Source organism: Streptosporangium sp. NPDC053982 (genome assembly GCF_055585205.1).
In genome coordinates this window covers 432,670-446,205 of the sequence record NZ_JBVJKQ010000001.1, presented here as the reverse complement: position 1 = coordinate 446,205, position 13,536 = coordinate 432,670, and the positions used below count along the sequence as shown (strand labels likewise).

11 protein-coding genes are annotated in these 13,536 nt (G+C 74.9%); 3 read left to right on the top strand and 8 right to left on the bottom strand.

Annotated elements, in window-relative coordinates; genetic code table 11:
* Positions 1-154: 154 nt before the first annotated feature.
* Together ACZ6W9_RS01980 and ACZ6W9_RS01975 are read right to left on the bottom strand one after the other, a co-directional pair.
* Positions 155-799 carry an HAD family hydrolase gene (locus ACZ6W9_RS01980; RefSeq protein WP_389958868.1) on the bottom strand — a complete coding sequence of 215 codons (645 nt, stop codon included), beginning with the start codon at positions 797-799 and terminating at the stop codon, positions 155-157.
* A 664-nt stretch (positions 800-1,463) separates the two neighbouring features.
* A complete protein-coding gene (locus ACZ6W9_RS01975) occupies positions 1,464-2,099 on the bottom strand; it encodes a hypothetical protein (protein ID WP_470116563.1) in 636 nt (211 codons plus the stop codon).
* Here ACZ6W9_RS01975 and ACZ6W9_RS01970 point away from each other — a divergent pair.
* Both ACZ6W9_RS01970 and ACZ6W9_RS01965 read left to right on the top strand, forming a co-directional pair.
* A complete protein-coding gene (locus tag ACZ6W9_RS01970; RefSeq protein ID WP_470116562.1) occupies positions 2,091-6,686 on the top strand; it encodes a cation-translocating P-type ATPase in 4,596 nt (1,531 codons plus the stop codon). The two genes, ACZ6W9_RS01975 and ACZ6W9_RS01970, sit on opposite strands and share 9 nt — an antisense overlap.
* 72 nt (positions 6,687-6,758) lie before the next feature.
* Positions 6,759-6,884, top strand: a complete 126-nt coding sequence (locus ACZ6W9_RS01965; RefSeq protein ID WP_389958860.1) for a hypothetical protein — start codon at positions 6,759-6,761, stop codon at positions 6,882-6,884.
* Between the two features lie 25 nt (positions 6,885-6,909).
* On the opposite strand, the gene ACZ6W9_RS01960 is transcribed toward ACZ6W9_RS01965, so the two are convergent.
* From ACZ6W9_RS01960 to ACZ6W9_RS01935, 6 genes are all read right to left on the bottom strand, one after another.
* A complete protein-coding gene (locus tag ACZ6W9_RS01960) occupies positions 6,910-8,283 on the bottom strand; it encodes a glycoside hydrolase family 3 protein (RefSeq protein ID WP_470116561.1) in 1,374 nt (457 codons plus the stop codon).
* 105 nt (positions 8,284-8,388) lie between these two features.
* Positions 8,389-10,089: a phosphoenolpyruvate--protein phosphotransferase gene (ptsP, locus tag ACZ6W9_RS01955; protein WP_389958854.1), complete on the bottom strand. Its 1,701-nt coding sequence runs from the start codon at positions 10,087-10,089 to the stop codon at positions 8,389-8,391.
* Positions 10,086-10,343: an HPr family phosphocarrier protein gene (locus ACZ6W9_RS01950; RefSeq protein ID WP_389958851.1), complete on the bottom strand. Its 258-nt coding sequence runs from the start codon at positions 10,341-10,343 to the stop codon at positions 10,086-10,088. The genes ptsP and ACZ6W9_RS01950 overlap by 4 nt, the downstream gene beginning before the upstream one ends.
* 239 nt (positions 10,344-10,582) lie before the next feature.
* On the bottom strand, positions 10,583-11,029 hold the full coding sequence (locus tag ACZ6W9_RS01945) for a PTS sugar transporter subunit IIA (RefSeq protein WP_389958848.1): 447 nt from the start codon (positions 11,027-11,029) through the stop codon (positions 10,583-10,585).
* Positions 11,030-11,195: 166 nt separating this feature from the next.
* Positions 11,196-11,432: a PTS sugar transporter subunit IIB gene (locus ACZ6W9_RS01940; RefSeq protein ID WP_362929185.1), complete on the bottom strand. Its 237-nt coding sequence runs from the start codon at positions 11,430-11,432 to the stop codon at positions 11,196-11,198.
* A gap of 51 nt (positions 11,433-11,483) precedes the next feature.
* Positions 11,484-12,518 carry an SIS domain-containing protein gene (locus tag ACZ6W9_RS01935; RefSeq protein WP_389958846.1) on the bottom strand — a complete coding sequence of 345 codons (1,035 nt, stop codon included), beginning with the start codon at positions 12,516-12,518 and terminating at the stop codon, positions 11,484-11,486.
* A gap of 175 nt (positions 12,519-12,693) precedes the next feature.
* On the opposite strand from ACZ6W9_RS01935, the gene ACZ6W9_RS01930 reads away from it, so the two are divergent.
* The gene (locus ACZ6W9_RS01930; protein ID WP_362929397.1) at positions 12,694-13,431 is read left to right on the top strand and encodes a GntR family transcriptional regulator; all 738 of its coding nucleotides are present in this window, start codon (positions 12,694-12,696) and stop codon (positions 13,429-13,431) included.
* Positions 13,432-13,536 lie beyond the last annotated feature (105 nt).

Genomic DNA, 13,536 nt, shown 5'->3' with positions numbered 1-13,536 from the left:
GGGCACGGCCGTACGGCGCGGGCACGGCCGTACGGCGCGGGCACGGCCGTACGGCGCGGGCACGGCCGTACGGCGCGGGCACGGCCGTACGGCGCGGGCACGGCCGTACGGCGCGACGGGACGAGTGGACCGGGGCGGGGACGGCGGTGCGGCGTCAGCGCAGCGGCAGGCCGAGAAGCGTCTCCAGCTCCGCGATGGTCTCCTCCGCCTCCCGATGGTGCACGCCGACGATGCCCAGCGCGCGGGCGGCGACGATGTTGGCCTCGATGTCGTCGACGAACACGCACTCCTCACCGGTCAGGCACACCCGCCCCAGGGCGTGCTCGAAGATCCTCGGCTCTGGCTTGCGCATGCCGACCTCGCCGGAGATGACGACCTCGTCGAAGAACTCCTCCCAGCCGTCACGGGGGTACTCGTTGGCCCAGGAGTTGGAGACCAGGCAGGTCCGCAGTCCCGCCGCGCGCGCCGCGCGCAGCATGTCGTACATCGGCTCGATCCGGAGGAACCCGGAGAACATCCTCTCCAGCAGCCCCTCGGCGGCCGGTGGCACGCCGTCCGTCGTCACCAGCATGGCCGCCAGGGAGCGTTCGAAGTCGGGCCCGGAGATCTCCCCGCGTTCCAGGGCGTGCACGACGTTCTCGGCCGCGCCCGACCCCTCGTAGGCGTGCTGCACCAGCTGCTGCATCACGTCGCGGTAGTGGTCGGCGTCGATCCGGTCGGCGACGATCCAGGAGGCGATCGCCTCGGACAGGTTCGTCGTCAGCACCCCGCCCCAGTCGATGAGCACACCTTTGAGCATCCCGCCTCCTTCTCGACATCAGCCCCAGATTATGACGTATCCGGACGAACTCAACGGGGGTCTTATCTTCCCCCTGATCGCCGAGGGGCGAAACACCCCCTTCATCGTCTCTTCTTGATGTTTCGGGAAAGCGCGTGGAATGCAGACGCCTTTGCATGGCGAATGCCCACCTGAGCAGGAGAAACGCGTTTCGGACGCGGCTTGGGAGGAACGCTATGGAAACGGCGGCATGACCATGGAACCGTACGTAGATGGCCTTATGGGGCCTCTGCGGGCTTTGTTCCGATCGTTTCTCAGAACTCCGTCCTGGAGGGACCATGACAGTGAGCCAGACGTCGAGCCGGACTTCGAGCCGGACGCCGACCCGGGCGTCGAGCCGGGGTGCGACCCGGGCGTCGAGTCAGGCGTCCCGGCCGTCGCGCAGTCGCGCGGCGACGGGTTCCACCGCGAAGGCGTCGGCGCCCGCGACGACCGGCCGGAAGACGGAGCGGCACGGGACCGCGGGGCAGAGCACCGACGGTCACGCGCTGACGCTGAACCTGCCGATGCTGACCGTGCAGCTGCGTCCCCCGCACATGCATCTACCGCACCTCAGCCGGCAGGAGGCGGGCCAAGCCGTCGACACGGCCCGGTCACTCCTCCCGTCACCGGAACGGATCGTCTACTACGGCGGGCTCGGCGCGCTCGCGGTCGCGGGACTGATCGAGTGGCCGGTGGCGGCGGCCATCGGGGTCGGTACGGTGATCGCCCAGCGCGCCCGCCGGGAGCGGGCCGCCTCCCGCTCCTCGAAGGCCGCGTCGCCCGTCCCGGGCTCCGTGATCGCCCCGGACGTCGCCGAAGGCTCCGGGAAGACCGGTACGGCGGGCACCTCGCGCACCCGGGCCGCCCGCACCACCGCCCGCGCCACCACACGGAGCACCGCGCGGACCCCCGGAAGCGCGTCACGAGCCACCGGCGGCACCGCCCGGACCACCCGGTCCACCTCCGCGGCCACGGGAGGGACCACGCGCGCCACCCGATCCGCCACGGGCGGCGGAAGCACGTCACGAGCCACCCGGGCCGCCACGCCGGCCGCCCGGTCCACGTCGCGGACCACCCGGGCCACCGCCTCGGCCACCAAGACGGCGTCCCCGGCCGCCAAAACCACCCGGGCCGCATCACGGACCACCCGGGCCGCCACACCGGCCGCCCGATCCGCATCACGGACCACCCGGGCCGCCACACCGGCCGCCCGATCCGCATCACGGACCACCCGGGCCGCCACCGCGAAGAGCGCCTCCGGGTGACCTTCGTGCCGCACGCACTCAGATCGCCGATCGAGGCGCTCTGGGGACTCGTGCCCGACCCGCTCCGCGCCGCCCTTCCGGGCTCCCGTGAGGCGCGGGCCTGTCCCGGCGGGGTCCGCATCGATCTACGGAGAATCGGTGGTCCGGGCACCGGCCGGATGGCGCGGCGGCTGGAGGACCGGCTGCTGTCGGTGAAGGGCGTCGACCGGGCGGAGGTCAACGGCGTTCTGGGCTGGGTCTTCGTCGGCTGCGACAGCGCCGCGGCCGACCTGGGCAGGCTGCTGTCGATCGTCGAGCAGTTCGACGGCGGGGCCGGGGAGGAGGAGTTCGAACCGGGCCCCGTGGAGGAGGCCGAGACCACGGAGGACCGGTGCCCGCGCTCCCCCTCGTCCCGGCTGGCGGAGAACCACGCCCGGGCCGGCCTCCGGCTGGGCGCGAGCGTGCTCGGGGCCGGGCTGGCCGTCGCCGGACGCGCGTTGCGGACGCCGCCGCTCCCCCCTTCCGTCCCCACCATCCTCAATCTGGTCGACTCCACCCCGTTCGTCCGCACCGCGCTGGAGCGCCGCCTCGGGCGCGCGGTCACCGACACGCTGTTCACCACCGCCGGAATCGTCGGCCACACGTTCGCGCTGCGGCCGTTCGGGATGGTGGTCCAGTCGGTGACCGCGGCCGCCCGCTACGCGGAGACGCGCGGCACCCTTCGGGCCTGGCGGGAGCACCAGGAGGAGCTGGCCAACCGAGAGGGGGGCTACCGTCACATCCGGTCGGCGCGGACGCCCCGTACGGCCCCGATGGCCCGCAGCCCCGTGGACCGGTTCGAGCGCGCGGCGAGCCCGCTGGCGGTGGGCGTCTCCGGCCTGACCCGACTGCTCAGCGGCAGCCGCGAGCAGGGCCTGGCCATGCTGGTCAACGCGACGCCCAAGGCCGCGAAGCTGGGCCGCGAGGCGTTCGCGGGAGCGGTCGGCCGGGCCGCGGCCGGGCGCGGCGCGATCGTGCTGAGGGGCGACGCCCTGCGCCGGATGGACGGCGTGGACACGGTCATCCTCGACGCCGGAGTCCTCGCGACGGGCTCCTGGACGATCGACCGCGTCGTACCGCTGACCGGCGACGCGACCGGTGGCGCGGACGGCGGCACGGACGGCGGCACGGACGGCGGCGCGGACGGCGGCGCGGACGGCGGCACGGACGGCGGCGCGGACGGCGGCACGGACGGCGACGAGCTGCGGGCCCGGCTGTACGGGCTGATCGACCTCTCCGACCCCGCCGCGCGGTGCGAGCACGACGGGTGGACGGCCGAACCGCTCGCCGACCCGGCCGGGTTCCTGCCGGCGGGCGGTCCTCCCCCGCCGGACGACCTCGGCGAGTGGGAGAGCCGGGGGCTGCGGGCGGTCGGTGTGAGGAGGGAGGGCGTGCCGGTGGCCCTGGTGGGCGTGGCCCCGGGGGTCGATCCCCTGGCCGACGCCCTCGTCGCCGCGGCCCGGGGTGCGGGCACCGTACTGCTCGCCGGCGGCCGCGCGAAACGCCCGGAGCACGCGGGACACGCGAAGCACACAGGGGCCGCGGAACCCGCGGAGCTCGCGGAGCTCGCGGAACTCGGCCGGCGGCTGGGGGTCGCCGAGAGCGTCCCTGGCGGCTCAGGGCTCGCCGCGAGGGTCCGCGCGCTCCAGGCGGACGGGCACGGCGTGGCCGTGGTGTCGGACCGTCCCCTCGCCGCGCTGGCCCAGGCCGACCTGGGCGTCGGCGTGCTGCGGCCGTCGGGCCCGGTGCCGTGGGACGCGGATGTGATCTGCGAGACCGGCGAGGCCCACCTGCTGCTGAGCTCCCTGGGCCCGGCGCGCCGGACGAGCGAGCGGTGCGTGTGGCTCGGCGTCGCGACGGCGTTGCTCGGCACCGGCCTGACCTTCCTCGGACCGAGGGCCACGACGGTGCGCTGGGCACAGCTCGTCAGCGACGGCACGGCGCTGGTGGCCATCGCGGTCGGCGAGTGGTCGGGCCGCGACGCCGGACGCGTGGCGGCGCCGGTCCGCACCGACCCGACCCCCTGGCACGCCATGCGGGCCGAGGACGTCCTGGCCCGGCTCGGCTCCTCGCCCCGGGGCCTCAGCGAGGCCGAGGCGCTGCGGCGCCGTACCGCCTCGGGGGCCCGTCCGGAGGCCCCCGCCTCACTGCTGCGCGCCTCCGCCGAGGAGCTGGCCAACCCGCTGACACCGGTCCTGACCGCGGGCGCGGGCCTGTCGGCCCTGGTCGGCTCGGTCCCCGACGCGGTGCTGATCGCCGCGGTCATGGTCATCGACGCGTTCATCGGGGGCGGCCAGCGGTTCGCCGCCGACCGCTCCCTGCGCCGCCTGACCGAGACCGTCGCGCTCCGGGTACGGCTGCGCCGCCCCGGCGGGCAGGAGAGCACGACCGTGGAGAACCTCGTGCCGGGCGACGTCGTCGAGCTGCGGGCGGGCGACGCGGTGCCCGCCGACTGCCGGGTGGTCAGGGCGGTGGGCCTGGAGGTCGACGAGGCGAGCCTGACCGGCGAGTCGCAGCTCGTCACCAAGTCACCGGCGCCGGTCGGCGCGTCCGCCCTGGCCGAGCGGACCTCGATGGTCTACGAGGGCACGACGGTGGCGGCCGGGCACGGTCTCGCCGTGGTCGTCGCGGCGGGCCGGACGACCGAGGCGGCCCGTACCGCCGGGATCACCGCGGAGCGGCCCCCGCCGACCGGGGTGCAGCTGCGGCTGCGGCGGCTGAGCCGGGAGATCCTCCCGGTCGCGATCGGCTCCGGCCTGCTGCTCCTGGTCGCCGACCTGGCACGGGGCAGGTCGGCGGCGCAGGCGCTGGCGCCCGCGGTGAGCCTCGCCGTCGCCGCCGTGCCCGAGGGGCTGCCCTTCGTCGCCTCGGTCGCCGAACTCGCCGCCGCCCGGCGGCTTTCCAGGCGCAACACCCTGGTGCCGAACCCCTCCACCATCGAGGCCCTGGGCCGGGTGAACGTGCTCTGCTTCGACAAGACGGGCACCCTGACCGAGGGACGCATCAACCTGCGGCGCGTCTCCGACGGCCGGACCGAGCAGCCGGTGGAGGCGCTGACGCCGGAGCTGCGGCGGATCGTGGCCGCGGGGATGCGGGCCGGGCCCCGGAGCGACCCGGGGCGGCCCGTCGCCCATCCCACCGACCGCGCCGTCCTGGAGGGGGCCCGGCGGCTGGAGGTGACGCCCGAGGACGGCGTTGAGGGGTGGGTGCGGATCGACGAGCTGCCCTTCGAACCCGGCCGCGGCTACCACGCCGTGCTCGGCGCGGGCGGGGCGGGGGCGCTGCTGAGCGTCAAGGGCGCTCCGGAGATCGTGATCACCCGCTGTACGGCGGTGCTACGCGACGGCCGCGAGACCCCGATGACCGATCCCGTGCGCGCGGAGCTGGAGAAGGAGGTGAACCGGCTGGCCCTGCAGGGGTACCGGGTGCTCGCGGTGGCCGAGCGCGGAGCCTCCGACCGCCGCGACCTGGACGAGGAGCGCATCCGCGAGCTGCGCTTCCTCGGGTTCCTCTGCCTGGCCGACCCGATCCGGCCCACGGCGGCCGAAAGCGTCCGCCGGCTGATGGGGGCGGGCGTCCGGATCGTCATGGTCACCGGTGACCATCCCAGCACCGCCGAGGCGATCGCCGCCGAGCTGGACGCGCTGAACGGCGGGCGGGTCATGACCGGCCCGGAGATCGACGACCTGGACGACGAGGAGCTGGCCGAGGCGCTGTCGGACGCGGCCGTCCTCGCCAGGACCACCCCGGCGCACAAGGCCAGGATCGTCCGCTGCCTGCGCCGGTCCGGCAAGGTCGTGGCGGTCACCGGCGACGGCGCCAACGACGCGCCCGCGATCCGCGTCGCCGACGTGGGCATCGCCCTGGGCTCCCGCGCCACCGCCGCGGCCCGGGCCGCCGCCGACGTCGTGGTGACCGACGACCGCATCGAGACGATCGTCGACGCGATCATCGAGGGCCGGGCCATGTGGAGCTCGGTGCGCGACGCCCTGAGCGTCCTGCTCGGCGGCAACATCGGGGAGATCGTCTTCACGGTCGGCTCCAGCCTGCTGTCCGGCCGGAACGTGCTGAACGCCCGTCAGCTGCTGCTGGTCAACCTCCTCACCGACATGCTGCCGGCGCTGGCGGTGGCGGTCCGGCCTCCGGCGGCGACGAGCCCGGAGAAGCTGCTGGCCGAGGGGCCCGAGGCGTCCCTGGGAGCCTCCCTGACCCGGGACATCTACCTGCGGGCGGTCACCACGGCGAGCGCGGCCGGGGCGGCCTGGTGGATCGGCCGGATGACCGGCACGGCGGGCCGGGCGAACACGATGGGGCTGGTGGCGCTGGTGTCGGCGCAGCTCTTCCAGACCCTGGCGCTCGGCCGCCGGGACCGGGTGGTCCTGCTGGCCTCGGCCGTCTCGCTGGCCGTGCTGGGCCTTGCGGTGTCGGCTCCGGGGGTGAGCCGGTTCTTCGGCTCCCGCCCGCTCGGGCCGGTGGGGTGGACCGTCGCCCTGGGCAGCGCCGTCGCCGCGACGGTCGTGGAGACGGCGCTGCAGGCGTCGGCCCGCAAGGTGTCATCGCCTGTTCATCCCGAGGTAACCTGACCTGGGCGTTTAGTCCATGTTTGTCATGAATTATTGCTTATAAGAGGATTTCTCCCCTGTTGTGAGGTCGTCATGCCCGCCATCCTGACGTCGCTGCTGGCCAAGCTGGCCGTCATCGCGCTCGAAGCCATCGCCGCCTACGCCATCCGGGCGATCGTCGCCTCCGTCCTGGAGCGCCGGGGCCTCCAGCCGGTCTAGACCCGGCTCGGCCCCGGCCTCCCGGTCAGCGGGCCCGCGACTCGATGAGCCGGGCCACCCTGCGGTGCTCCGCCGAGCGCAGCGTCTTCTCGGCCTTCGCCGGGTCCGCCACCGGCGCGCGCTCCAGCAGCCCCCGCGCCTCCTTCAGCGTCAGCAGCCGCCGCACCGACTGGTCGAGCCGCGCCCGGGTGATCTTCCCCGACTTCACCGCGGCCAGCACCGCGTCGTACGCCTTGGTGAAGTTCGGCGGCATCAGCAGCAGGTCGACCCCGGCCAGGATGGCCCGGACCGGCACCTGCGCGTCGCCGTACTTCTTCCGCACTCCGGCCATGTCGAGCGCGTCGGTCGAGACGACCCCGTCGAACCCGAGCCGGTCGCGGAGCAGCCCGGTCAGGATCGGCTTGGACAGCGTCGACGGATCCCCGGACGGGTCGAGCTTCGGCATGACCACGTGAGCGCTCATCACCACGTCGGTCTTCGCGCCGATGGCGGCGGCGAACGGCGGGGCGTCCAGCTTCCGCCACTGCGACAGGGAGTGCCGGATCACCGGCAGCCCGGTGTGGCTGTCGACGTCGGTGTCGCCGTGGCCGGGGAAGTGTTTGGCCGCCGTGGCCGTCCCCGCGTCGTGGAAACCCTTGACCGCCGCGGCGACCATCCGGGAGACCTTGGCCGGGTCGGAGCCGTAGGCGCGCGGGCCGATCACCGGGTTGCGCGGGTTGATGTTCACGTCGGCGACCGGGGCGAAGTCGAGGTTGATCCCCAGGACGCGCAGCTCGCTCCCGGTGACCTCGGCGGCCTTCCGTGCCAGCGAGGGGTCACCGGTCGAGCCGATGACGGACGCGCCCGGCATGGTCGTGACCAGCGGCGCGAGGCGGGAGACCCGGCCGTTCTCCTGGTCGGCGCCGATCAGCAGCGGGATCTTCGGCGAGGCCTTCTGCAGCCCGTTGGTCAGGGACACCAGCTGCCGGACGTTCTTGACGTTGCCCGCCCAGGGGAACAGGATCACCCCGCCCGGCCGGTACTTCGCCACGGCCTTGGCGGGGGTGTCCGCGCCGAACCGCGCGCTGTTCTCCCCCGACGCGGTGTCGGGGGCCGCGCCGTACACCACGGGCATGAAGAGCTGCCCGACCTTCTCCTCCAGGCTCATCCGGGCGAGCACGGCCTCGACCTTCGAGGAGGCGGACGCCCGGGACGCCGGGAGCGCCTGCGATCCGTCCGGGGTCGCGGACGGGGTCGCGGACGGGGTGGGGGGCGCGGCGGACGTGGCGGTGGCGCTCGCGACGGCGCCGTCGTCCCGGCCCGCGGCGGGCCGGGCGGGCGAGTCCGCTCCCGAGGCGGCGCAGCCGGCCACCATAGTCGCGATCACTGCCAGACCAGTCGTACGAATGCACCGAACCATGCGCCCCACGCTATCCGCGTCCGCGGGCGGACACGCCGCGCCGCCCCATCTCCGGACCGGAAATCCCCCATCTCCCGGCCATCCCAGTCATCCCGGCCATCCCGGTCAAAGGCCCAGCTCCGCCAGGCCCGGCAGGTTCGCCCGCGCCACGGCGCGCGCCTCGTCCGGCGAGCCCGCGGCCACGGCCGCCGCCGCGGCGAGCACGCACTCCTCCCGTGAGTGCCGCGCCAGGGCCGCCCGTACGGCGGGCAACGCGGGCGCGGCCATCGACAGCGAGGTGACGCCGATCCCGACGAGCACGCAGGCCAGCGCCGGGTCGCCGGCCGCCTCCCCGCACACCCCGCACGGCCTGCCGCGCTCGGCCGCGCCGGCCACCGCCAGGCCGACCAGGTCGAGCAGGGCCGGCTGCCAGGGGTCCTGCAGCGCGCTCAGCGACCCCACCTGGCGGTCGGCGGCCAGGGTGTACTGGGCCAGGTCGTTGGTGCCGACGGAGAAGAAGTCCGCCTCCGCGGCCAGGTCGGCGGCGCGCACCGCGGCCGACGGGATCTCGATCATCACCCCCGCGGACGGCAGCCCGGCCTCCCGGCAGGCGGCGGCGAACCAGGCGGCCTCCCGCGCGGTGGCGACCATCGGGGCCATCACCCGGAGATCCGCCCGCGAACGCGACGCGGCGCGGGCCAGGGCGCGCAGCTGCGTCTCCAGGATCCCCGGGTGGGCGCGCAGCAGCCGCAGGCCCCGCTCGCCCAGCGCCGGGTTGGGCTCCGGGCGCGGCGGCGGCAGGAACGCCAGCGGCTTGTCCGCCCCCGCGTCGAGCGTCCGGACGATCACCCGGCCGCCCGGGAAGGCGTCCAGCACCGCGAGGTATGCCTCCTCCTGCTCCCGCTCGCCGGGCGCCGCGGTCCGGTCCAGGAAGAGGAACTCGGTCCGGAAGAGCCCGACGCCCTCGGCGCCGTTCGCGAGGGCCGCCTCGACGTCGTGCGGGCCGCCGATGTTGGCCAGCAGCGGCACCGGGTGCCCGTCGGCGGTGGCCCCGGGGCCCGTGGCCGCGGTCAGGGCGGCCTCCCTGTCCGCCGCGACCCCGAGGGCCGCGGCCACGTCGGCGTCCGGCGGGGCGGTCCGTACCGTCCCGGCCGCGCCGTCCACCAGCAGCGGCGTGCCCGCCGCGATCGAGGCCGCCCCCGGGCAGGCCACCACGGCCGGTACGCCCATCGCGCGGGCGAGGATCGCGGTGTGGCTGGTCGGCCCGCCCTCCTCGGTGACGAAGGCGGCCACCACGTCCGGCGACAGCGCCGCGGTGTCGGCGGGCGCCAGGTCGCGGGCCACGAGGACGTACGGTCCCGGCGGGCCGTCGAGGGCGTCCAGGGAGGACGGCGGGCCGGGCGGCGGCCGACCGTCGAGCACCGCGATCGCCCGGTCCCGGACGTCGTCCAGGTCGGCGACGCGCGCGCCCAGGTATCCCCCGGCGTCGGCCAGCATCGCGCGGTAGCCGCCGAACGCCTCGTAGACGGCGCGGGCGGCGGACTTCCCGGCGTCGATCAGCTCGGCCACCCCGGACGCCAGGCCGGGGTCGCGCGCCATCATCGCCTGGGCGTCCAGGATCTCCCGGGCCTCGCCGCCGGCCCTGGCCCCGCGCTCCTCCAGGTCGGCGGCGACGTCGGCGAGGGCGCCTTCGGCCCGCGCCCGTTCCGCCTCGGCGTCGCCGCCGTGGCCGGATCCCGGCTCGGGGACGGGCGGCTCCCAGTCGAGCACGAAGGCCGGGCCGAAGCCGACGCCGGGGCTGACGCCCGTCCCCGTCAGCTCGTTCACGGAGCCGATGCGATCTCGGCCAGCCGGTCCAGGACCTCGTCGGCGCCGTCGCCCTCGGCGGCGATCACCACGGTGTCGCCCTTGCGCACGTCGAGCGACAGGACCGACAGGATGCTCTTGGCGTTCACCGGCTTGCCACCCCCCTTGGAGATGGTGATCTCCAAGGGGGCCTTGGCCGCGGTCTGCACGAACATCGCCGCCGGGCGGGCGTGCAGGCCGACCTCGGCCTCGACGGTGACTTGACGCTGGTTCACGGACTCCTCCTGCGAGTGCCGGCCGGGCGGTCCAGACCACCCGGCGTCCTGTCGCCCGGCGGAACCCGGGCGGCCTCCACCGTACGGCGGCCGGTGATCGGCCGCTGCGGGTCCCGTGCCCGCGCGTGACCCGGCCATGCGGCGTGCGCCGTACCGGGCACCGGACGCGCCCGTGCGCGCCGTGCCGGGGCCCGGACGTGTCCGGGCGCGCCCGGACGGGGCGTACCGGTTCAAGGGGCTCACGTCCACCGGAAGAGCTCGTCTCCGGCGCGCACGGGGCCCCGGGCGAGCGCGGTGACGGCCTCGGAGAGGGCGTCGAGGGCCACCACCGGGCAGACCGGCGAGCGCCCGCCCGCCGCCACCCGCGCCGGGTCCCAGGCCACCACGGGCTGTCCCGCGCCGACCCGCTCCCCCTCCGCGGCCAGCGTCTCGAAGCCCTCCCCCTTGAGCTGCACGGTGTCGATGCCCAGGTGCACCAGGACCCCGCGGCCGTCGTCGCCGACGACGACGAAGGCGTGCGGGTGCAGCTTCACGATCGTGCCGGTGATCGGCGAGACCGCCCGGCCGGCCGTCCGCTCGGGCTCGACCGCCATCCCGGGACCGACCAGGCCCTGGGAGAACACCGGGTCGGGCACCGCGTCCAGACCCACCGCCGTCCCCGTGACGGGGGTCATAACCGTGATCATCGCAAATCCCCCTCGGTCTTCCCCGCGTGCCGGGGCGGGACAGCGTCCGGCCGCCGGGCGGGACCGGCCCGTGGTCCTCCCCCGCTCGCCGGGGCGGGGCGCCCGCGGGCCGCCGCGCGGATCGGTGTCCGGTCCTCCCCCGCCGGGGCGGGGGAGGACCGGCGCGTCAGCCGATGATGTCCTCGATGTCACCGGCGATCGTGTCGGCCTCGGGGCCCACGACCACCTGGACGACGTTGCCGGTGGCCATCACCCCGTGCGCGCCGGCGGCCTTGAGGGCCGCCTGGTCGACCTTGGAGGCGTCGCGCACCTCGGTGCGGAGCCGGGTGATGCACGGCTCGATCTCGATGATGTTGCCCGCGCCCCCGAGACCCGCGATGATCGCGTCGGCGTCAGCCGCCATGTCGTCCTCCCTTGCCGTCGGTCTGTGACCAGGCTAAACGACGCTCGGTGATCAGTCGGTCTGCGTCACCTTGTTCAGGCCGCGCGGGGCGTCGGGGTCGATCCCGAGCCTGCGGGCCAGTGCCTCGGTCAGCAGCTGCCCCGGGACGATCAGCCCGAGCGGGGCGACCCATTCGGGCAGGTCGGGACCGTTCAGCGCGGCGCTGGAGGCGGAGGCGAGCTCGGTGCCGCCGCCGACGGTGAACGCCTGGGCGCCCGCCTCGGTGACCCGCCGGGCCAGGGCCACCGTACCGGCCAGGGTGGGGCCCTGACCCGCGGCGACGAGGACGGCGGGGGTGTCGGCGTCCACCACCGCGATCGGGCCGTGCAGCAGGTCGGCGTACGACAGGCCCATGGCGTGCAGGTAGCACGCCTCCTTGAGCTTGAGGGCCAGTTCGAGGGCGGTGGAGAAGGCCAGCCCGCGGCCGGAGACCACCGCGCCCGGCTTGTCGGCCAGGCCCTCGACGACCGCCTCCAGGTCCCCCGGCTCGGCGATCAGCTTCTCCACGGCGTCCGGCACGCGCCGCAGGTCGCCCGGATCGACGTCGGCTCCCAGGCCCAGCCCCAGGACGGCCAGGGCGGCGAGCTGGGTGGTGTAGGTCTTGGTGGCCGGGACGGCCTTCTCCTCGCCCGCGAGCGTGCACAGGGCGAGGTCGGCGGCCTGGGCGAGCGGGCTGCCCTCGCCGCCGTTGGTGACGGCCACGGTCGTCGCGCCGCAGTCCTTGGCCCAGGAGAGGGTCTCGACGATCTCCTCGGTCCGGCCCGACTGGGAGAGCGCCACGGCCAGGACACCGTCGAGATCCAGCCTGCGGCGGTAGGTGGTGGCGATCGACGGCGCGGCGAGGGTGGACAGACGGCCCGCGTGCGCCTCGGCCAGATAACGGCCGTAGACTGCGGCGTTGTCGGAGGTGCCGCGGGCGATGAACAGCAGCTGGCGGGTCCGCCGGGCGAGCCGTTCCACCTCTCCGACCCGGGGGAGGAGGGCGTCCAGGGTGGCGCGCAACGCGGCGGGCTGCTCGGCGATCTCGCTGCGCATCTTGGTCGTCATCTCGTTCATCCTTCGGCTCGGACGGACGAGATCGGGCCGTTATCCATCCGTCTCCGGTCCGTACGTTGACACCCTTTTCCAGCACGTGGTCTAGTCCGGACTAGACCAGTACGAACCATAGCTCATCACCACATACAGATCGAGTGGCTGGTTGCCGGTCAGAGAGGGGGACGCCGTGGCCCGGATCGATCCGGACAGCCCGGTGCCGAAATACTTCCAGCTCCGGGAGATCCTGCTCGACATGATCGAGAGTGACGAGCTGGTCATCGGCACGGCGATCCCGTCCGAACGCGAGCTCTGCCAGCGCTTCGGCCTGTCCCGCATGACGGTACGGCAGGCGGTCGACCACCTGGTCTCCGAGGGCAGGCTGCAACGCGTCCCGGGCAAGGGCACCTTCGTGGCCCGCCCGAAGATCGAGATGGCGCTCCGGCTGACCTCGTTCAGCGACGAGATGCGCTCCCGGGGCATGGAGCCCGGCTCCCGCGACCTCGACCGCCGCGTGGTCCGGGCCAGTGCCCACCTCGCCAGGGAACTCGGCATCCGTCCCGGCGAGGAGGTGCACTTCATCGAACGGCTGCGGACCGCCGACGCCGAGCCCATGTGCATCGAGCGGGCCCACATCCCGGTCTCCCTCGCACCCGACCTCGGCGACCACGACCTGAGCGGCCGCTCGCTGTACGCCCTGCTGGAGACCCGCTACGGGCTGGTGCTCGACGCGGGCGAGCTGACCATCGACGGCGGCATCGCCGACCCCGGCGACGCCGACCTGCTGAAGCTGCCGCGCGGCGGGGCCGTGCTGCTGCTGCAGCGGCGCTCCTTCGCCGGGGGAGTCTGCGCCGAGCTGGGGGTATCCACCTACCGAGCCGATCGTTACCAGCTGCGCACCGTCCTGGAGACGCCGCGTCGCGCCTGACACGCCCCCGCCCGCCTGCGAACGGAAGGGACAACACCAGTGAAGCGATCCTCTTTCCCGGCTCCTGTCCCGGCGGTCTTCCCGGACGGCCCGGCGGTCTTCCCG